Origin of the sequence: Curtobacterium sp. 24E2 (assembly GCF_016925595.1) — a bacterium.
Lineage (GTDB): Bacteria > Actinomycetota > Actinomycetes > Actinomycetales > Microbacteriaceae > Curtobacterium.
The window spans coordinates 1069805-1088685 of the sequence record NZ_CP068987.1; the positions used below are offsets into that span (position 1 = coordinate 1069805).

At 71.6% G+C, this 18881-nt stretch carries 19 protein-coding genes and 2 pseudogenes; 13 read left to right on the plus strand and 8 right to left on the minus strand.

Translation table 11 applies throughout. From position 1 onward, the window contains the following. The first annotated feature begins 47 nt into the window (after nt 1–47). Complete coding sequence (locus JN350_RS05385) at nt 48–2111, plus strand: PTS fructose transporter subunit IIABC (RefSeq protein WP_205463810.1); 2064 nt, start codon at nt 48–50, stop codon at nt 2109–2111. A 60-nt stretch (nt 2112–2171) separates the two neighbouring features. Here JN350_RS05385 and JN350_RS05390 read toward each other — a convergent pair. Next, nucleotides 2172–3095 (minus strand): annotated as a pseudogene (locus tag JN350_RS05390) (UDP-N-acetylglucosamine 4,6-dehydratase family protein); the annotation flags it as partial. Nucleotides 3096–4286: 1191 nt separating this feature from the next. On the opposite strand from JN350_RS05390, the gene JN350_RS05395 reads away from it, so the two are divergent. Further along, the gene (locus JN350_RS05395; RefSeq protein ID WP_205463812.1) at nt 4287–5645 is read left to right on the plus strand and encodes a hypothetical protein; all 1359 of its coding nucleotides are present in this window, start codon (nt 4287–4289) and stop codon (nt 5643–5645) included. Nucleotides 5646–5784: 139 nt separating this feature from the next. Here the strand turns inward: JN350_RS05395 and JN350_RS05400 are convergent, their stop codons facing one another. After that, nucleotides 5785–7329: a beta-N-acetylhexosaminidase gene (locus JN350_RS05400; RefSeq protein WP_205463813.1), complete on the minus strand. Its 1545-nt coding sequence runs from the start codon at nt 7327–7329 to the stop codon at nt 5785–5787. A 194-nt stretch (nt 7330–7523) separates the two neighbouring features. Here JN350_RS05400 and JN350_RS05405 point away from each other — a divergent pair, with 194 nt between their 5' ends. Together JN350_RS05405 and JN350_RS05410 are read left to right on the plus strand one after the other, a co-directional pair. Continuing rightward, entirely contained in the window at nt 7524–8699 is a 1176-nt protein-coding gene (locus JN350_RS05405) for an ROK family transcriptional regulator (protein ID WP_205463814.1), read from the plus strand. Between the two features lie 51 nt (nt 8700–8750). Beyond that, the gene (locus tag JN350_RS05410) at nt 8751–9509 is read left to right on the plus strand and encodes a DedA family protein (RefSeq protein ID WP_205463815.1); all 759 of its coding nucleotides are present in this window, start codon (nt 8751–8753) and stop codon (nt 9507–9509) included. An 11-nt stretch (nt 9510–9520) separates the two neighbouring features. Here the strand turns inward: JN350_RS05410 and JN350_RS05415 are convergent, their stop codons facing one another. Next, the gene (locus tag JN350_RS05415; protein ID WP_205463816.1) at nt 9521–9724 is read right to left on the minus strand and encodes a hypervirulence associated TUDOR domain-containing protein; all 204 of its coding nucleotides are present in this window, start codon (nt 9722–9724) and stop codon (nt 9521–9523) included. 201 nt (nt 9725–9925) lie between these two features. Between JN350_RS05415 and JN350_RS05420 the strand changes: the two genes are divergently transcribed. Together JN350_RS05420 and JN350_RS05425 are read left to right on the plus strand one after the other, a co-directional pair. After that, nucleotides 9926–10978: a serine/threonine-protein kinase gene (locus JN350_RS05420; protein WP_205463817.1), complete on the plus strand. Its 1053-nt coding sequence runs from the start codon at nt 9926–9928 to the stop codon at nt 10976–10978. A gap of 49 nt (nt 10979–11027) precedes the next feature. Beyond that, nucleotides 11028–11651, plus strand: coding sequence for a phosphoribosylanthranilate isomerase (locus tag JN350_RS05425; RefSeq protein WP_205463818.1), 624 nt, complete (start codon nt 11028–11030; stop codon nt 11649–11651). 140 nt (nt 11652–11791) lie between these two features. Here the strand turns inward: JN350_RS05425 and JN350_RS05430 are convergent. The 3 genes and pseudogenes from JN350_RS05430 to JN350_RS05440 form a co-directional block, all read right to left on the minus strand. Beyond that, nucleotides 11792–12549 (minus strand): annotated as a pseudogene (locus tag JN350_RS05430) (HAD-IIB family hydrolase). Nucleotides 12550–12639: 90 nt separating this feature from the next. Continuing rightward, nucleotides 12640–13053, minus strand: coding sequence for an acyl-CoA thioesterase (locus JN350_RS05435; protein ID WP_111086180.1), 414 nt, complete (start codon nt 13051–13053; stop codon nt 12640–12642). A gap of 84 nt (nt 13054–13137) precedes the next feature. Beyond that, nucleotides 13138–13734, minus strand: coding sequence for a nitroreductase family protein (locus tag JN350_RS05440; RefSeq protein ID WP_111086179.1), 597 nt, complete (start codon nt 13732–13734; stop codon nt 13138–13140). Between the two features lie 73 nt (nt 13735–13807). On the opposite strand from JN350_RS05440, the gene JN350_RS05445 reads away from it, so the two are divergent. Both JN350_RS05445 and JN350_RS05450 read left to right on the plus strand, forming a co-directional pair. Next, nucleotides 13808–14731, plus strand: a complete 924-nt coding sequence (locus tag JN350_RS05445) for an AEC family transporter (protein WP_205463819.1) — start codon at nt 13808–13810, stop codon at nt 14729–14731. 221 nt (nt 14732–14952) lie between these two features. Then, a complete protein-coding gene (locus tag JN350_RS05450) occupies nt 14953–15360 on the plus strand; it encodes an aldehyde dehydrogenase (RefSeq protein ID WP_205463820.1) in 408 nt (135 codons plus the stop codon). A gap of 1 nt (nt 15361) precedes the next feature. Here JN350_RS05450 and JN350_RS05455 read toward each other — a convergent pair whose 3' ends face one another. Then, nucleotides 15362–15610, minus strand: coding sequence for a nuclease (locus tag JN350_RS05455; RefSeq protein ID WP_123937443.1), 249 nt, complete (start codon nt 15608–15610; stop codon nt 15362–15364). A 101-nt stretch (nt 15611–15711) separates the two neighbouring features. Beyond that, a complete protein-coding gene (locus JN350_RS05460) occupies nt 15712–16548 on the minus strand; it encodes an exodeoxyribonuclease III (protein ID WP_205463821.1) in 837 nt (278 codons plus the stop codon). Nucleotides 16549–16641: 93 nt separating this feature from the next. Here JN350_RS05460 and JN350_RS05465 point away from each other — a divergent pair, with 93 nt between their 5' ends. From JN350_RS05465 to JN350_RS05485, 5 genes are read left to right on the plus strand one after another with little or no spacing between them, the layout of a single operon-like run. After that, nucleotides 16642–17127, plus strand: a complete 486-nt coding sequence (locus tag JN350_RS05465) for an Asp23/Gls24 family envelope stress response protein (RefSeq protein ID WP_205463822.1) — start codon at nt 16642–16644, stop codon at nt 17125–17127. Then, the gene (locus JN350_RS05470; RefSeq protein WP_205463823.1) at nt 17124–17315 is read left to right on the plus strand and encodes a DUF2273 domain-containing protein; all 192 of its coding nucleotides are present in this window, start codon (nt 17124–17126) and stop codon (nt 17313–17315) included. The genes JN350_RS05465 and JN350_RS05470 overlap by 4 nt, the downstream gene beginning before the upstream one ends. Further along, complete coding sequence (locus JN350_RS05475; protein ID WP_123937446.1) at nt 17312–17683, plus strand: hypothetical protein; 372 nt, start codon at nt 17312–17314, stop codon at nt 17681–17683. The genes JN350_RS05470 and JN350_RS05475 overlap by 4 nt, the downstream gene beginning before the upstream one ends. Further along, entirely contained in the window at nt 17680–18282 is a 603-nt protein-coding gene (locus JN350_RS05480; RefSeq protein WP_205463824.1) for a hypothetical protein, read from the plus strand. Before JN350_RS05475 ends, JN350_RS05480 begins: the two co-directional genes overlap by 4 nt. Next, on the plus strand, nt 18279–18881 hold the full coding sequence (locus JN350_RS05485) for a hypothetical protein (protein ID WP_205463825.1): 603 nt from the start codon (nt 18279–18281) through the stop codon (nt 18879–18881). The genes JN350_RS05480 and JN350_RS05485 overlap by 4 nt, the downstream gene beginning before the upstream one ends.

The window sequence follows — 18881 nt, forward strand, 5'->3', positions numbered from 1 at the left end:
CACCTGCACGACCCGCGCGACCAGCGCCATTGCGAAGGAGCAAGCACATGTCCGCAGACTCGAGTCCGCGCCTCATCAGCGCCCAGCTCGTCGGCCTCGACGAGGACCTCGGTGCCACCTCGGCCGACGTCATCCGCGTCCTCGCCGACCGCGTCGCCGCGACCGGCCGCGCCGCAGACGGCCGGGTGCTGGCCGAGGACGCCATCAAGCGCGAGGCCAGCGTCGGCACCGGCGTGCCCGGCGGCATCGCGATCCCGCACGCCCGTTCGGCGTCGGTGTCCGAGCCGACCCTGGCGTTCGCGCGTCTCGCCCGGAAGGTGTCGTTCGGCGCCCCGGACGGAGACGCCGACATCGTGTTCATGATCGCCGTGCCCGAGGGGGCCGACAAGGACCACCTGACGGTCCTCTCGACGCTGGCCCGGGCCCTCATCCGCGACGACTTCACCGCCGCCCTGCGCGCCGCAGCGACCCCGGACGAGATCGTCCAGCTGGTCGACCGCGAGGTGAGCGGCGAGGTGTCCGAAGCCGGCGTCGGGAAGGCGAGCAGTGCCTCCAGTCCGACCGCCGCACCGACGCCGGGCCGCAAGGTCTTCGTCGGCGTCACCGCCTGCCCGACCGGCATCGCGCACACCTACATGGCGGCCGACGCCCTCGTCGCCGCGGCGCAGCGCGCCGGCGCTGAGATGCACGTCGAGACCCAGGGCTCCTCGCAGGTCGAGCCCCTCGACCCGGCCCTCATCGCCCGCGCCGACGCCGTCGTGTTCGCGGTCGACGTCGACGTCCGCGACCGCGGTCGCTTCGCCGGCAAGCCCCTCGTCTCCGGCCCCGTCAAGCGCGGCGTCGACGAGCCCGACAAGATGATCGCCGAGGCCATCCGCGCCTCGGACGACCCGAACGCCGCGCGGGTCCAGGGTGGTGCCGCCACGACCGAGACGAACACGAAGAACGAGCACTTCGGGCAGGCACTCAAGCGCTGGCTGCTCACCGGCGTCAGCTACATGATCCCGTTCGTCGCGGGCGGCGGGCTGCTCATCGCGCTCGGCTTCCTGCTCGCCGGGTACGGCATCGCGCTGCAGCACGGTGACTCCGGCCAGAACAACGCCGTGTTCACGCTGACGAACTACACGCTGCTGAACCTGCCGCCCCAGGGCCTCGGCTACTACCTCGGCGCCGCCGCCTTCCAGATCGGCGGGATATCGCTCGGCTTCCTGGTCGCAGCGCTCGCCGGGTACATCGCCTACGCCATGGCCGATCGACCCGGCATCGCGCCCGGCTTCGTCGCCGGCTCCATCGCCGTGTTCATGAACGCCGGGTTCCTCGGCGGCCTGATCGGTGGTCTCATCGCCGGTGCCGCCGCCTACTGGATCGGGCGCATCCCGACCTGGCGCTGGCTGCGCGGCCTGATGCCCGTCGTGATCATCCCGCTCTTCGCGTCGATCATCGCCTCCGGCCTCATGCTGCTCGTGCTCGGTGGACCGATCGCCTGGCTGATGACACAGCTGACCGAGTTCCTCAACTCGCTGTCCGGTGCCTCGGCGATCCTGCTCGGCATCATCCTCGGCCTGATGATGGCGTTCGACCTCGGTGGCCCGGTCAACAAGGTGGCCTACGCGTTCGCCGTCGCGGGCCTCGGTGCCGGGACCGCCACCAACGTCGTGCCGTTCGAGATCATGGCCGCCGTCATGGCAGCCGGCATGGTGCCGCCGCTCGCCCTGGCACTCGCGTCGACCGTCCTGTACCGCAAGGGGTTCACGAAGCCCGAGCGCGAGAACGGCAAGGCCGCCTGGCTGCTCGGAGCGTCCTTCATCTCCGAGGGTGCGATCCCGTTCGCGGCCGCCGACCCGTTGCGTGTCATCCCGGCGTCGATGGTCGGTGCCGCGGTCACGGGTGCGATCTCGATGGCTGCCGGTGTGACCTCGCGGGCGCCGCACGGTGGGATCTTCGTGTTCTTCGCCATCGGTGACGTCGCGATGTTCATCGTCGCGATCCTGGCCGGCACGATCGTGTCCGCGCTGGTCCTGGTCGGGCTGAAGAAGTGGGTGCGTCGGGCGCCGGCGGCGGACGCCGCCGTTTCCGAGACTGCGGACGACCGCGTGGCGGTCGCCGTGTAGTCGACGCGACTGTCCGGATCCGGGAGGCGCGGTGCCAGCTGGCACCGCGCCTCCCGTCCGTCACGCGGCGGCCAGCAGGATCGGTGCGGTGTTCGCCCGGTCCGGCCCACCGAACGAAGCGGGGTCGAGCGGTGGCACCGCCGTGTGTGAGATCTTCGGGTGCACGGGGCGGTCCTCAGTCTCGCCTTGACCGATGAGGTCTTCGTGCAGCTTCTCGCCGGGTCGCAGGCCAGAGAACACGATGTCCGACCCGCCACCCATCGCCGCGATCATGCGCTGTGCGATGTCGAGGATCCGGACCGGCTCGCCCATGTCCAGGACGAGGACCTCGCCGGGCTGGGCGATCGCAGCAGCCTGGATCACCAGGTGGCATGCCTCGGGGATGGACATGAAGTACCTGGTGGCATCCGGGTGCGTGACCGTGACCGGCTGGCCGTTGCGGATGAGGTCCGCGAAGAGTGGGAGCATCGATCCGCGGCTGCCGAGCACGTTGCCGAACCGGACCGACACGTAGTCGTGCCCCGTCTCGGCAGCGGTCCACGCGGTGAGCCGCTCCGCCAGCCGCTTCGTCTGACCGAGGACGCTCGTCGGGTTCGCGGCCTTGTCCGTCGAGATGTTCACCAGGGTCCGGACGCCGGCCTCCGTCGCGGCGGCGAGCACGTTGCGCGTGCCCAGGACGTTGGTCTTCCAGCCCTCGGCCGGGTACTGCTCGAGCATCGGGAGGTGCTTCAACGCGGCCGCGTGGAACACCACGTCGGGACGTCGGTCGAGCATCACGTCGCGGATCGCCTCGGCGTCGCGGATGTCCGCCAGGACGACGTCACGGGTGTCGAGCAGACCGTGCCCCGCGACGGAGACCTGGACGTGCTGCAGAGCGGTCTCGTCGCGGTCGAGCATGATGACCTCGGCGGGGTCGAAGCGCATCAGCTGTCGGCAGAGTTCGCTCCCGATCGAGCCACCGGCGCCGGTGACGAGGACCGATCGGCCTCGGACGAACTCCACGCTCACCTCGAGGTCGTCTGCGTTCGAACGATTCCCGATGATCTCGTCGAGGTCGAGATCATCGAGCAGCGGTGTGCTGTGGTTGCGCATGGGATCTCCTGAAGTCGAGAGTGTTCTCCCATCCTAGCTGCTGATATCTTACATGTCGATACCGAGGGGCCCACGAACTGGAGGCTCCCTCACCCGGTCGGCCATCGGGTACCCCCGCCGGAGCGCACCCGCAGGACCGCCGTCTCGCCGCGGCACAGCACGCCCGAGTGGCAACGAACGGAACGACACCATGCCGGGCCACCCGAACCCGCTCGAAGCGCTGCGCCCCTCGCGTCGGCGGATGCTCGGGCTGACCACCGCCGGTGCGGTCGCAGCCCTCGGTGCCGTCGTCGCCTCCGGTGGCCGGGCGACCGCCGTCGACGCGACCGTCATGACCGTCAACCCGCGCACGAGCACCGCGGCGATCAACGCTTGGCTCGCCGTCGGGGGCGTGCGGGTGCTCCGCGGCGCCGCCGTCCTCTCCGGCCCGCTCGTGATCCGATCCGGTACGCAGCTCGACGCCTCCGCCGCGAGCGTCACCGGCGCGATCGGGGACAACGTGCTCCGGAACGCCGCCGCGATCCCGAGCGCCCGCACCACGGCCGCCGTCCGTGCCGGGTCTGCGGTCGTGACGACGACGGCCGCGGTGTTCAGCGCTGCGATGGTCGGCCGTCGCGTGCAGGTCGTCGGAGCGGGACCGCGCGCCGGCAACGCGGCCGTGCCGGGATCGATGTACGGCCGGATCGTGTCGGTGCAGTCATCGACCCGGGCGACCCTCGTCGCACCCGCGACCGCGACGGTCGCGGGTGCGACGACCCTCGTCTTCCCACCGAACGACAGTGACATCACCATCACCGGTGGCACGTGGACGAACCACAGCAAGAACTCCGTCTCGCAGACCACCGAGTCGCACGGCCTGCTGATCCGCCGGGCCTCCCGGGTGACCCTCACCGGCCTCACCGTACACTCCACCGGCAGCGCCCAGGTCGGCGGGCAGTACGCGGTGTCCTTCGGGGACGTGACCGACGTCACGGTGGAGGACGTCGCCTTCATCGACACCGCCTCGGACGGCGTGCACTTCCAGGGCCCGTCCGCGCGGATCGCGGTGCGGCGGATCACGGGGAGCGGACCGGGGACGACCTGGTGGCCTTCACCACGGTGGACGGGCAGACCCACGCCGGCTCGAAGCTCGGGGACTGCGAAGGGGACATCACCGACGTCGTCGTCGAGGACGTGCAGGGCAAGCAGTGGCTCTGTCTGCTCAAGGTGACGTCGGGCATCGGCGCGAACGGTGTGCAGCGACGCATCCGGCGGTTCGCCGTGTCGGGGCTCGTCGGCACCGTGACCGGAGGGTCGCCCGTGCAGATCGTGCACTACGCCGGCCCGACCTGGTTCGAGGGGACCGTCTCCGGCGTCACCGCGACCGGCACGAGCGGCACGGTCGTGAACGTCGACGTCCGGACGCTCGGCGCGCTCGTGGTCGAGGACGTCGCCCTGCCCGCTGGCGCCCGCGCGGCGGTGAACGGCATCGTCCGGATCGCCGCCGTCAGTGCGTCGTCGGTCACCGTGCGGCGCGTGACCAACCGCTCGATCGCCACCGGAGCCGCGAGCGGCGTCGCGCTCGCCATCGGCAGCGTCCCCATGGTCACCGTGAGCGGCGTCGCCTGTCCGGTGCTCGCGCCGCAGTTCGACTCCGTGAAGCTCGTGAAGTCCTCGGCGACGATCCGGACGCTCACTATCACCGACGACAGCTCCGCTGCGGGTGGCGGCAACGTGTTCGCCCTCGCCGCCGCGGGATACCGCATCAGCACGGCCACGTTCGCGCGGCTCTCGCGGAGCACCGGATCCGTCCGGGCTGCTGACGCCGACAGCTCGTTCGCGACCACGATGTCCGTCTCGTCGTTCAAGAACGGCCGTGCGCTGGCACTCCTGCGCTCGCCCGCGACGATCACCGTGCAGGGGCTCGTCCAGCCCGCCGGGTCGGGTGCCGCGCTCCGGCTGAACTCGTCTGCGGCATCGCCGGTGCGGGTGACGGTGGACGGGACGTCCTCGCGCCCCGCGCCGCTGGTGTCCCGGACCGCGAAGCAGAAGGTCTCCGCGGTGTCGCCCTTCATCGGCGTCGACGTCGCGCTGCTGACGCCGAGGGACGGCGACGTCGTGCTGAACACGGGCACGAAGCCCGCGCGGGGCCAGCTGCGGTGGGACGCGAAGGCCAAGCGGTGGCGAGCGACCTCGGTGGCGCGGCCTGCGCCCAGCCCCTCGCCGACGCCGACGCCGACGCCGACACCCTCTCCGACGACGACGCCGACCCCCGCGCCCTCCGCGTCACCGACGTCGCCGGGTCCGCCCGCGACGCCCGCGCCGTCCACTTCCCCGTCTCCGTCCGCCTCCCCGGCGGCGCCGGCCGCACCCGTGACCCCGGAGCCGACGGCCTCGGCGTCGCTCGGTCCGGTGCCGTCGGATGTGCCGACGGCCACGTCGTCCCCCACGCCCGCCTCCTGACGCCGGGGAGGGTGCGCGCGTTCGGTCCGTCGGCGACGTCGCGCGTTCGGCCGTCGGCGAGGTCGCGCGTTCGGCCGTCCGCCGGGCCGCTCGGCGGCAGGTCGTGCGACTTGCTCGGCGCGGCGCCGGCCGCCCCGCCCTACTCGGCGATGTTCGCCGTCACTGCGTCGATGTAGGCCGCACGCTCCTCGCGCGAGTGCGGACGCCCGGGCACGCCCGGACGCTGCTCCCACGGGAACGGCCCGGCCTCGTGCCGGTACTCGATCCCCATCGCCTCGAGCCGTGCGACGTGCTCGGCGAGCCGCCAGCGGAACTCGGCGACGTCGCGGGGACCCGTGACGTCGGCCGACCAGAGCGCCTCGGCGAGGGCGGCGACGCGGGGGAACAGCTGGTAGTCGAGCTTCCGGGCGGTGTCGACGTGCTCGGTCCACATGTTGCCCTGGCCGCCGATCACGTAGGCACGTTCGGCGTCCGTGAGGTCCGACGGCACCGGGTCGAACGCGAAGACGTCGTCGACGGTGAGCACGATCGACACCGGGATGGGCTCGGTCTCGAGGTCGCTCTGCCGGTAGTCGAGGTACACCTGGTCGTCCGGGGCGGAGATGACGTCGTGGCCGCGCTTGGCCGCGGTCCGGGCACCGGTCAGGCCGCGCCAGGACACCACGGTCGCGGACTTCGAGAGCGTGCCGCCCTCGAGGATCTCGTCCCACCCGAACGCCCGTCGGCCGTGCGACTCGACGTGCGAGGCGAGCTGCCCGATGATCCAGGCCTGCAGCTGCTCTTCGTCCTCGAGTCCGAGCTCGCGGATGCGCTCCTGCGTGCGGGGATCGTCCTCCCACTGGACCTTGGGGCACTCGTCGCCGCCGACGCCGATGTACTCGGACGGGAACAGGGCGATGACCTCGTCGAGGACGTCCTTGAAGAAGTCGACCGTGCTGTCCTCGGCGTTGAGGACGTCCTCCGCGATGCCCCACTCGGTCCAGACGTCGATCGGCTTCCCTGAGACCCCGAGCTCCGGGTACGCGGCGAGCGCGGCACGGACGTGGCCGGGCGTCTCGATCTCGGGCACGACGGTGACGAACCGGTCGGCGGCGTAGGCGACGATCTCGCGGATGTCGTCCTGCGTGTAGTAGCCGCCGTGCGGCCGGCCGTCCTTGCCCGCCACCGCCAGCGAACCGTCGGGGCCGGGCACGTGCGCGCCGACCTGCGACTCCGTCCGCCACGAACCGATCTCGGTCAGGCGCGGGTACTTCCGGATCTCGATGCGCCAGCCCTGGTCCTCGGTGAGGTGGAAGTGCAGGCGGTTGAGGCGGTGGGCGGCGAGCTGGTCGATGACCCGCATGACCTCGTGCTTGGTGCGGAAGTGCCGGGCGACGTCGAGCATGACGCCGCGCCAGGCGAAGGCGGGGGCGTCCTCCACCGTGACCGCGGGGATCGTCCACGGGCCGGTGCCGACACGGCCCTTCCGGTAGACGTCGGCGGGCAGGGACTGCAGGAGCGCCTGGACGCCGTAGAAGACGCCTGCCGGGGTGCCGCCGGTGATCTCGACGCCGTCAGCCGTGACCACGAGTCGGAAGGACTCGGATCGATCGCCGGCCGGACCGGCGGGGAGGGTGTCGTCCTCGGCCACCCGCAGCGCGATGACGTCGGCCGCCGCTCCGGTGCCGTCCGCGGCATCGCGCACCGGCAGCCCGGTCGACCCCGGAGTGTCTGCTGCAGGTACAGTCGGACCGATCCGCTCGCTGCGTCGGCTGCGATGCGGGTCGACGGGGTGATCTCGAAGGCGCCGGTGCCGGGGACGGCGCGACGCGGTCGTGGGATGAGCATGTCGGAGTCCACCATTCCTCAATGATCTTTCGTAATGTGGAGGCTATGGCCGTGGGCGAGACCGTGTCAACGATCCCGAGTGTCGTGGGGACTACGCCGGGCGTGCTCCGACTCATGAACTCCCGGGCCATCCTCGACGAGCTCCTGCGCGACGACGCGTCGCGCACCGTGACCGAGCTCAGCCGCACCGTCGGGCTCTCCCGCCCCACGGTCGAGGCGGCGCTCGCAGACCTGGTCGACGAGGGCTGGGTGACGGAGGCCGAGGCGATCGCCACCCCGAACAAGGCCGGCCGCCGGGCCAAGCGCTTCGCCGCGGACGCCACCGCCGGTTCCGTGCTCGGCGTCGACCTCGGACTGCACGGCATCGTGGGCATCCGCGCCGACCTGCGCGGGAACACCCTCACCCGGGTCGAGGAGCGCTACGCGGACCTCGCCGACGCGGAGCAGGCCTGGACGAGCGTGCAGGACGTGGTCCGACGCCTGACGGCCGACGCGGAGGCGTCCCCGGTCCTCGCCGCCACGTTCGGCGTCCCCGCCGTCGTCGACCGCGCTGGCGAGATCGACTACACGGTCGCCGTGCCGGAGTGGGTCGAGCGCCGCGTGCCCGGCCGGATCCAGGACCTCTTCCCCGGCATCGCGACGTTCTTCGACAACGACGCCAAGCTCGCCGCCACCGCCGAGGCGATGTGGGGGCGCTTCCGGGGCGTCCATGACGGCCTGTACCTGGTGATGGGCCGGCAGATCGGTGCGGCCTACGTCATCGACGGGGCGTTGGCGCGCGGAGCGCGCGGTGCGGCCGGCGAGATGGGCGGGCTGGCCTCGACCGGGTGGCCCGGTGCGCCGGCCCGCCTGGAGGCCCGGATCGCGTCCGACACGGACCTCGAGTCGGTCTTCGCCGCGGCCGGGCGCGGGGGCGCAGCGTCGGGTCGCGTCGGCGAGGACGGCCCGGACCCGGCGGCGGTCGACGTGGTCCGCGCCTTCGCGGACGACGTGGCACCGGGCGTCGTGCAGCTCGTCGCGACGATCGACCCCGAGGTCGTGGTCGTCGGGGGCGAGGTGCTGCCGGCGGCACCGGTGTTCGCCGAGGCGCTCGCCGCGGTGGTCACGCCCCGGCTCCGGCACCCCGTCGAGATCGTCCCGTCGACGGTCGGTCGTGACGCCGTCGCCCGCGGCGCCCTCGCGCGGTCGCTGACGCACGTGCGGACCTCGCACATGGGACTCGGCTGACGTTCAGGTACCGCGCCGGGTCCTGACAGGGCGCTCAGGGATGCTGGGGGCATGACGACTGCCGTGACCACCCGTGCCATGACCGTCGCCACCGGCGACTCCACCGCTCCCTCGGACCTCGGCGGACTCTCCGGCCTCGTGCTCCAGATCATCGACGCCCTGGGGGAGTGGGGCGTGGCGCTCATGCTCTTCGTCGAGACGGTGTTCCCGCCGATCCCGTCCGAGCTCATCCTGCCGCTGGCCGGGTTCCTGGCGGGTGCCGGGCAGATGAACCTCGTGCTCGTCCTCGTCCTGGCGACGCTCGGGTCCTACCTCGGTGCGCTGGTGCTCTACTGGCTCGGCGCGAAGATCGGGTTCGAGCGCACCACGCGGTGGTTCGGCAGGCTCCCACTGGTCGACGAGGACGACTTCCGCAAGGCCGCCGCGTGGTTCCACCGGCACGGCAAGAGCGCCGTGTTCTTCGGTCGGTTCGTCCCCATCGTCCGGAGCCTCATCTCCCTGCCCGCGGGAGCCGACCGGATGCACCTCGGCACCTTCTCGGTGTTCACGATCATCGCGAGTGGCATCTGGAACAGCGCGCTCGTGCTCCTCGGCGCCGCGTTCGGCTCGCAGTACGACCGTGTCGAGCAGTACACCGAGTGGATCGACCGGGTGCTCTACGTCGCGATCGCGGTCGTCGTCGTGACGTTCGTCGTCCGGCGGGTCCGTCGGTGGCGGGCGGACCGTCGCGTGGACGGAGGCGGCACCGGCGACGGAGCCGCGAGCGGGGGCGCACGAGGTCGTCGTCGTGCCGAGCCCGCCCGCGACTGAGCCGCTCGTCGTCAGGCCTTCGTCAGCGCTGACTCCTTGTGCGCGGCCCGCTTGCCGCTCTTCTCCGACTCGACGATCCAGTACGGATCGTCGTCGGTCGGCTTGAACGTCTGACCGTCGAACTCGAAGTCGCTGGTGCGCTTCTGGACGAGCTTCCCGGTCGTCTTCCCTTGCGAGGTGTTCCAGTGCGCCGCGTCACCCTTCGTCAGTGCCATCGCTGTCCTCCTTGCGTGATCGCTCACCCTCATCGGAGGTCGAACGGTACCCTGATGCATCCGCATGAACACAGGGAAGTACGCCGATCACGATGTCATAACACCCGCACAAAAGCGGGGTCGGACGCGTACCGTTTCCCATGAGCCAACACGCCGGCAGCAGCCGCGGAACCTGCGGCTCCCGACGGAACGACGGAACCCATGACCATGCTGGACGGCTTGCGGACGGAGACGGTCCTGTCGGGCCGGTACCGGCTGGTGAAGCTCATCGGCACGGGCGGCATGGGGACCGTCTACGAAGCCCGCGACGAGCACACCTACCGCGCCGTCGCCGTGAAGCTCTTCGCGACCCCGGACAAGATGACGACGGCCGACCGCGTCCGGCAGGAGCGCGAGATCCGGCTCCTCAGCATGCTGTCGCACCCCGGGCTCATCCCGCTCTACGACGCCGGCACGCACGACTTCCCCGACGGCCCGCACCGGTTCATCGTGATGGAGCTCATCGCCGACACGACGCTGCTGCGCCGGCTGTCCGAGGGTGCCCTGCACAACTACGAGGTGGCCGACCTCGGCGCCCAGCTCGCCGACGCCCTGGCGTACGTGCACTCCCGAGGCATCGTGCACCGCGACGTCAAGCCCGCGAACATCCTGATCAGCGACGAGGGCTCGTCCGGCTTCGCCCGGACCGTGAAGCTCACCGACTTCGGCGTCGCGCACTTCGTCGACGGCTCGCGCCTGACGAACGACGGCACCATCATCGGCACGGCGGCGTACCTGAGCCCCGAGCAGGTCGCCGGTGAGCCGATCAGCTTCGCCACCGACGTGTACTCGCTCGGGCTCGTGCTGCTCGAGTCCCTGACCGGCAAGCAGGAGTACTCGGGCACCCTGATCGAGGCGGCACTGGCCCGCCTGCGGCACGACCCCGAGATCCCCGACGACGTCGCCTCGGAGTGGCGTGACCTGCTCAGCCGGATGACCGCCCGCGACCCGGAGCGTCGTCCGACCGCGGTCGCGATCGCGAACGCCCTGCGCGGGGGCTCCACGCAGGTCACCGGCCCGGTGCCGCTCGGCCCGGAGCGTGTCAAGCACCAGCGCGACCACCGCATGCACCGTGCAGCGCACCGGCACGCGAAGCGCGGCACCTTCTCGGCCGTCCGCCGCTGGCGTCGGCGGAACGTGCTCGTCGGGTCGTTCGCGGCGTTCGGCGTGCTGGTCGCGTGCGGCTCCGCGTACATCGCGGGCATGCTGCACTGAGGTCGCCCGCGCGTCCCGTTCGTCCGTGGTCCCTGGCAGGATGGACAGCATGACCGACCAGCGCTGGATCAAGATCTGCGGCCTGTCGACGCCCGAAACCGTGGACGCCGCCGTCGACGCGGGCGCCGACGCGGTCGGGTTCGTCTTCGCCGCGAACAGCCCCCGCACCGTGACGGCCGACCTGGCGAAGGAACTCGTCGAGCGGCTGCCGGACGGCATCGACGCCGTCGGGGTCTTCCGCGACCAGAAGATCGACGAGATCGTCGGCATCGCGTCCGAGGTCGGGCTCACCACCCTGCAGCTGCACGGTGGCGAGGCCGCGACCGACTTCGCCCGAGCCCGCGACGCCGGCTTCTTCACCATCCGCGCCCTCGCGGCCGAGGACTACCTGCGCGAGACCGCCGAGCAGCGCGCCTCGTACGACCACGACCTGCTGTTGCTCGACGCCGCCGTGCCGGGCAGCGGTCGGCTGATCGACCCCGCCGTGATCGAGGGCGGGATCGACGAGGCCTGGATCCTGGCGGGCGGCCTGACCCCCGCCAACGTCGTGGCCGCGGTCGAGGCGCTCGACCCCGACGGCGTCGACGTGTCGAGCGGCGTCGAGTCGGAGCGCGGCGTGAAGGACCCGGCGAAGATCCGCGCGTTCGTCGAGGCCGTCCGCAGCCTGGGCTGAGCGCGCGCCCGCGGCTCTCGACGCGGAGCGACGACGGCCTGGAGGCGCGGGGCGGGCCCGCAACGGGCCTCCCGTCCGCCGTGCCGACCGTCTCAGGGCCGAAGGCGCCGGCGTGTCCGGGGACGCCGCCTCGTGCGCGGTCAGCGCAGGGTCGGGATGAGCTCGGTCAGGAAGGCGTCGGTGTCCTCCCAGCCCTCGACCGCGTGGCACGGCACACCGAGGGCCTTCACCGGGTAGTCGTTGCCCTCGGGGTCGAGCCGGTCGCCCACGAAGAGCATGTCGTCGAGCGCGATGCCGGTGATCTCGGCGAGACGCTGCATGCCGTACGCCTTGTCGATGCCCTTGCGGGTGATGTCCACGCTGGTCGAGCCGCCGGACCGCACCTCGAGGTCGGGAGCTCCGCCTGCACCCGGCGACGCAGGTCGTCCTTCTTCGCGCCGGTCGGGTCCCACTGCTTCTTGACGTCGACCGGGGCGGCCTGGCCGAGTGCGGAGAACGTGATCTGCGACCCGCGGTCCTCGAGGATGTCGCCCCAGGTCTCGGACTCCCAGTAGCCGGCGTCCTTCGCGACGGACTCGACCGCTGCGAGGGCGCGTGCCTTCTGGTCGTCGGTGAGGTCCTCGGCGTACTGCAGTGCCCAGTCGTCGTCGGACCAGCGGTAGTACCGCGTGCCGCACGTCGGCAGCAGGTGCAGGTCGTCGAGGGTCAGGCCGTCGCGGGTGCGGAGCGGGGTGACGAGCTGCTGCTCGAACTGCGTGAAGTTGCCGCCGGAGATGACCGCGACCGGCACGACCTCGAGCAGGGACGCGAAGGTCTCGAGCATGCGGGGGTCGAGGGAGGACTTCGACGGGGCGAGGGTGTCGTCCAGGTCGAAGGCGACGAGGCGGGGCGTGGTCATGCCCCGATCCTGCCAGAGGCCACCGATCACATGCCGGGTGCTGTGTTCACCGCACGCGACTGCTGCGCGATGTCTGCGGGGTCACGCGGGTCAGGCGCGGTGAGTCGCGGGGACCCGGTCGCGGTCGTACGTGATGTCCGTGTAGCCGTGCGGCGCCGGGTTGCCGTCGTCGTCGAGGTTCACGAACACGACCTCGTCGATGGTGAGGATGCTGCGGTGCGTGAAGAGGTTCCGTGCCTCGGCCCGCATCGTGAGCGAGCTGCGGCCGAAGCGGGTGGCGACGAGGCCGATCTCGACGATGTCGCCTTCCTTCGCCGAGGACACGAACTCGATCTCCGACATGTACTTCGTGACGACCTTGCCGTTGCCGAGCTGGATGATCGCGTAGACAGCGGCCTCTTCGTCGATCCAGCGGAGCAGGCTGCCGCCGAACAGGGTGCCGTTGGCGTTGAGGTCCTCGGGGCGGACCCACTTGCGCGTGTAGAAGTTCATCTCGGGCTGCATGTCACTACATACTACGCGGCGGCGGCAGCGGAGACGACAGCGGCCGCGCCCAACAGGGACGCGGCCGGACGTTGGTGCCGAGGACTACTCCTTGACGAGCACGACCTCGTCGAGGGGCAGACGGGTGCGCGGAGCGACCTCGCGCTCGGCCGCCTTCTCGTCGAGCTGCGACGGGTGGGCGACGGTGCCGATGGCCGTGACGGTGAAGGGCAGGAAACGCTCCGGCAGGTCGAACGCTGCGCGCAGGCCGGCGGCGTCGATGCCCGCCATCTGGTGCACGTGCAGGCCCTCGGCGTGCGCCTGGACGGTCAGGGCGGCGAGCGACTGGCCGAGGTCGTACTGTGCGAAGGGACGCTCGTCGCCGTCCTCGGTCACGGTCTCGAGCACGCCGACGACGAGGGCGCTGGCACGGAAGGCCCAGGCGGCGTTGAAGCCGAGCAGGTTCTCGTTGATCTTGCGGAACGTCTCGGTGCCACGACGGCCCGCGATGAAGCGGCGGGGCTGGAAGTTCATGGCCGACGCGGCCCAGCGGGCGGCCTCGAGGACGGCGTCGAACTGCTCGTCCGAGATCGTCGCGGTCTCGTCGTAGGAACGGGGGCTCCAGCGCTCTTCGAGCAGGGGCACGAGGGGCTGGCTGGAGTCGGTGGACCGGGTGAGGGTGTCGGCGTTCGTCGAGGTCATGGTGCCTGCAACGGTATTCGATGCGAACGCATTTCCGACCTGAGCGACGTCACATGGTGCAAGGATGGACGCGATGGGTGGCGTGTTGACCGGCTTCGCGATCATCGGCGCGATCATCGCCGGTGGGTACGTCGTCGGGCGCATCGGGCTGCTCGGCCCGCACGCGCAGTTCGTGATGAGTCGCCTCGCGTTCTTCGTGCTCATGCCCTGCCTGCTCTTCCACACCATCGCCTCGGCCGACATCGAGTCGCTGCTGTCCCCGATGCTCTGGGTCTCGCTGCTGAGCGCCGCGGTCGTCGCACTCGGAGCGGCGGCCGTCTTCCGGTTCGTGCTGCGGCGTCCGGTCACCACCACGACGGTCGGCGCCCTGGCCGCGAGCTACGTGAACGCGAACAACATCGGCCTGCCGGTGGCCGTCTACGTGCTCGGGCAGGCGACGGCGGTCGTGCCGGTGATCCTGCTGCAGCTCATCGTCATCGCGCCGGTCGCGTTGACGATCCTCGACGCCGCGACGTCGGGCGCCGGCGGCTGGGGACGCCGGATCTCCGGGCCGTTCCGGAACCCGATCATCATCGCCTCGCTGGTCGGCCTGGTGTTCTCGGCGACCGGCACCTCGCTGCCCGACCCCGTGCTCGAGCCGTTCTCGCTGGTCGGCGCGGCTGCCGTGCCCGTCGTCCTGCTGTCGTTCGGGATGAGCCTGCACGGTGCCGCACCGCTGCGGGACCCGGCGATCCGGACGGACGTCATCGTGGCGTCGTCGATCAAGCTCGTGGTGATGCCGGCGGTCGCGTACGTGTTCGCACGGTTCGTGTTCGGGCTCGGCGACCAGGACGTCTTCGTGCTCACCACCCTGGCGGCGTTGCCCGCGGCGCAGAACGTGTTCAACTACGCGCAGCGCTACGGTGCGGCGGTCCCGGTGGCCCGCGACGTGGTGCTCATCTCGACGATCGGCTCGGTCCCCGTCCTGGTCGCGATCGCCGCGCTGCTGCACCCGTAGCGGCCCTGGTCGCACTGCGCGGCGGACGGGAGGCCCGTGGCGGGGCCCCACCGGGCCTCCCGTCCGCCGTGGGGTCGCGTGCACCGCGGATGGTGAGCAGGAACGGTCGGGTCGCGGTCACCGACCCGACCGTTCCTGCTCACGAAGCGCATCGGGGGCGCGCGTACGCTGACACCCACGGGGCGGACCCGCCTCGGGACCACGACGGACGGAGACCTCCGATGGACACGATGGCGATGATGAAGAACATGTCGATGACGGACATGCCCGCGGCGATGGACACGGACCTGATGCAGGACACGATGATGGCGATGAACGCCGCGTCGATGGCCGCAACGATGTGCTCCGCGAGCGACATGCGCACGGGCGGCGAGATGGCAACCTGCGCCGCGATGTGCTCCAACACGGCGATGATGGCCGACACGGGCATGCGCATGATGATGCGTCCGGCCGGCATGGACCTGCCGAGCATGCAGGCGATGCTCATGGCCGTGATGACGATGGGCACGATGTGCGCCGCCGAGTGCCGGGGGCACATGGACATGGACGAGTCGTGCCGTTACTGCGCCATGGCCTGCGACGAGATGGTCGCGAAGTGCGAGGCGATGCTCGCCTCGATGTCTGCCTGAGCTACGCGCTGCGTGCCGTGGTCTGACGACCGCCGGCACTGAGGATCTCCGCCACCGGGTGGTGGGCGACCGGGTCGCCGACCGACAGGAAGGCGTCGGCGTCCGCCACCCGGAGCTGGGTCACGCCGCCGTCCAGGAACACCACGACGGCGTCGGCGGGACGGGTCTCGACGACGATGCCGTCGCGCCAAGCGCCGGGGGCCGCGTTCGCCATGACGCGCTGGATGGGAAGGATCGTCGTACGGGACATGGCTTCACCTGCTCTCGAAGGGGTTCGGTGCAGGAAACCTACGTCCGGCCTCCGCCCCGCTCAACGCGGGTGGACCCGGGACGTAACAGAACCCGACGGGCTCAGAAGATCATCGGACGGTCGTCGTCGAGCGACGTGTCCAGGTCGAGGTCGACCACCACGGGGACGTGGTCGCTCGGGGCGTCGCCCTTCCGCTCGTTGCGGTGGATCGAGGCGTCGGTGACGACGTCGGCGAAGGCCTGCGAGCCCATCACGAAGTCGATGCGCATGCCCTCGTTGCGCGGGAACCGCAGCTGCTTGTAGTCCCAGTAGGTGTAACCGTCGGGGACGATCGGCCGGACGACGTCCTGCAGCCCCGCCGTCTCGAACGCCCGGAAGGCGTCACGCTCGGGTTCGCTGACGTGGGTGTGCCCCTCGAACACGCGGACGTCCCACACGTCGGTGTCGAGCGGCGCGACGTTCCAGTCGCCCATCAGCGCGAGCGGGGTCTCCGGCGAAGCAGCGATCCAGTCGGCGGTACGGTCGGCCAGCTGCGCGAGCCAGTCGAGCTTGTACGTGTAGTGCGGGTCGCCGACCTCGCGCCCGTTCGGCACGTACAGGCTCCAGAGCCGCACGCCGTCGACGGTGACGCCGATGGCCCGGGCCTCGACGGGCAGGTCCGGCCCCTCGTGCCCCTTGAGGAAGCCGGGCTGGCCGGGGAAGTCGCGGGTCACGTCCTCCATCGGCAGGCGGCTGGCGAACGCGACACCGTTCCACTGGTTCAGGCCGTGCGCCTCGACGTGGTAGCCGGCGTCCTCGAACGCCTGCACCGGGAACTGCTCCGGCTTGCACTTGATCTCCTGCATGCCGAGGACGTCGACGTCCTCGCGCACCAGCCAGTCGACGACCCGCCCCACTCGGGTGCGGACGGAGTTCACGTTCCAGGTCGCCACGCGCATGGGATCGAACCTACCGGCACGCCCATCCCCGGCCGGGGTACGGCACGATGGTGTTCGCTGGAACACCAGGAATCGATCGCATCGGAGGCAGCAATGGCATCGACGACGAACCGCGTCGACGGGACCGCGACGACCGGCACCGCGACCGGCACCACGACCGGGACCACCACCACGCAGGTCACGGCCAAGGGCAGGACGATCATCGACGACACCGTGGTCGCCAAGGTCGCGGGCATCGCCGCACGTGACGTCCCCGGCGTCTTCGCCCTCGGCGGCAACGCTGCCCGGGCCTTCGGCGCCATCCGCGACGCGATCGGGTCGAGCGCGCTCGGCCAGGGCGTCCGCGTCGAGGTCGGCGAGACCCAGGTCGCCGTCGACCTGACGATCGTCGTGGACTACCCGACGCCGATGATGGACGTCGCCACCGCGGTGCGCGCCGCCGTCACGAGCGCCGTCACCGAGCTCGTCGGGCTCGAGGTCACCGAGGTCAACATCGCGATCAACGACGTGAACATCCCCGCACTGAACGGCACCGCCGACGACCTCGACGGCGACGTCCGCGAGGGCCGGGTCCGGTGAACGCCACCGTCGTCGGGATGGGCGTCGGCGCCCTCCTCGCGATCGTCGCGGTGACCCTCGGGTTCTGGGCGTTCGTGGTCGTCGCCGTCTGCACGGCCGTCGGTGGCCTGGTCGCCCGCATCGTCGCCGGTGACGTCGACGTGCGTCGCCTGGTCGACGTGCTGCGCGGACGCCGGAGCTCGTCGTGACCGACGCCGCCGTCGCCACGGTCGGCGACAGCGGCGTCCGGCTCCGCGGCTCCGACCGCATCGGCACGTCGGCGCTGGTGCACACCGCCCAGGCGGTCGCCGCCGAATCGCTGCGCGTGGCCTTCCGGGAGGTCCGTGCCCGGGTCTCCGACGACGGCCGCGGCGCGCTGGCGGTCGAGATCACCGCCCCGCTCACCCTGCCCGTGCTGGGGAGCCACGCGGTCCCCGACGAACCCGTCGTCACGAGCGCGCACCGCGCCCGCGGCACGATCGCCGAGCGGCTCCGGACCATCACCGGCCGACAGGTGTCCCGGGTGACCGTGACGTTCGCGTCGTCGGTCGTCGACGTGCCGCGGAGGGTCCGGTGACCGCCGCTCCGACGCACGGCGAGCACGCCGCCACGTACCGCCGCCTGCTCCGCCGTGAGACACACGTGTCCCGCTCCGGCGCCGTCGTCATCGCGATGCTCATCACCCTCGTGCTCGCAGCCGCTGCCGTCTTCGCCGGTGCCCTCGTGCTGCTCGACCAGAACGTCCTCGGCGTCGACCCGCGCGCCGTGGTGGACGCCGCCCTCGCCGCGCCGCACGGCCTCGACACCACGCTCGTCGTCGGGATCGCGGCGATCGTCGCCCTCGTCGGCCTGGTGCTCCTGCTGCAGGGGCTCCTGCCGCAGCGGCGTCCGCGCCACGCGATGGCGTCCGACCGGCTCGCCGTCGTGGTCGACGACGAGGTGCTCGCCTCTGCTGCTGCCCGCGCTGCCCGCTCGGCCACACGCCTCGGCCAGGACGCTGCCGTCGGCACCGTGGGCCGCCGGACCGTCGAGGTCGTGCTGCGCCCCGCCGCCGGCGTCGACGTGCCGGCAGTGGCCGCGACCGAGGCCGTCGAGCACGAGTTCGACGCGATCGACGCGCTGCCCGCCCTCGCTGCACGGGTCCGCGTCCAGCCGACCGGACGGGTGGACGGATGAACGCGACCAACCGTGGCCTGGGCCGGGCGGCGCTCGTCGTCGTCGGGCTCGTCCTGCTCGTCGCCGGGGTCGGCGCGATCCTGGTGCAGACGGCCCAGGGCCTGCCGCTCGTGGCGTCCTGGTGGCGCACGGCGGGCGATGCACTCGCGGGCCTCGGCACGGACACGTCGCGCGATGACTCCCTGTTGTCGTGGACGTGGGTGCTCGGCGGCGGGGTCGTCGTCGGCATCCTGGCGATCGTGGTGCTGACGACGCTCGGCGGTGGCCGCGAGGGCACCGTCGTCGAGAGCGACGGATCAGCCGACGGCGTCGCCGGTTCGGTGCGCGTCGAGTCGACGGCCGTGCAGCACGCGCTGTCCTCGGCGATCGGGGAGCTGCCGCAGGTGGCCTCGCTCGCGGTCGACGTCTACCGCGTCCGCGGTGGCCGGGCGATCCGGGTGCGGGTCCGTCCGCGCCGGGGCGCATCGCCGCGCGAGGTCACCGAACGGGTCGAGGCCGTCGTGGCCGACCTGGACGCCCTGCTCGGCGAACGCCTGCCGGTCCTGCTCGAGATCGCGCGCGGTGGGGCCGGGTCCTCGCGCCCGGACCGCGTGCACTAG

Excerpts from the sequence above, each read along its gene's own strand:
- JN350_RS05485 (WP_205463825.1), top strand. The coding sequence starts at position 18,279 with ATGAACGCGACCAACCGTGGCCTGGGCCGGGCGGCGCTCGTCGTCGTC.
- JN350_RS05450 (WP_205463820.1), top strand. The coding sequence starts at position 14,953 with ATGGACACGATGGCGATGATGAAGAACATGTCGATGACGGACATGCCC.
- JN350_RS05420 (WP_205463817.1), top strand. The coding sequence starts at position 9,926 with ATGACCATGCTGGACGGCTTGCGGACGGAGACGGTCCTGTCGGGCCGG.
- JN350_RS05425 (WP_205463818.1), top strand. The coding sequence starts at position 11,028 with ATGACCGACCAGCGCTGGATCAAGATCTGCGGCCTGTCGACGCCCGAA.
- JN350_RS05465 (WP_205463822.1), top strand. The coding sequence starts at position 16,642 with ATGGCATCGACGACGAACCGCGTCGACGGGACCGCGACGACCGGCACC.
- JN350_RS05410 (WP_205463815.1), top strand. The coding sequence starts at position 8,751 with ATGACGACTGCCGTGACCACCCGTGCCATGACCGTCGCCACCGGCGAC.
- JN350_RS05415 (WP_205463816.1), bottom strand. The coding sequence starts at position 9,724 with ATGGCACTGACGAAGGGTGACGCGGCGCACTGGAACACCTCGCAAGGG.
- JN350_RS05385 (WP_205463810.1), top strand. The coding sequence starts at position 48 with ATGTCCGCAGACTCGAGTCCGCGCCTCATCAGCGCCCAGCTCGTCGGC.
- JN350_RS05445 (WP_205463819.1), top strand. The coding sequence starts at position 13,808 with ATGGGTGGCGTGTTGACCGGCTTCGCGATCATCGGCGCGATCATCGCC.
- JN350_RS05455 (WP_123937443.1), bottom strand. The coding sequence starts at position 15,610 with ATGTCCCGTACGACGATCCTTCCCATCCAGCGCGTCATGGCGAACGCG.
- JN350_RS05440 (WP_111086179.1), bottom strand. The coding sequence starts at position 13,734 with ATGACCTCGACGAACGCCGACACCCTCACCCGGTCCACCGACTCCAGC.
- JN350_RS05435 (WP_111086180.1), bottom strand. The coding sequence starts at position 13,053 with ATGCAGCCCGAGATGAACTTCTACACGCGCAAGTGGGTCCGCCCCGAG.
- JN350_RS05460 (WP_205463821.1), bottom strand. The coding sequence starts at position 16,548 with ATGCGCGTGGCGACCTGGAACGTGAACTCCGTCCGCACCCGAGTGGGG.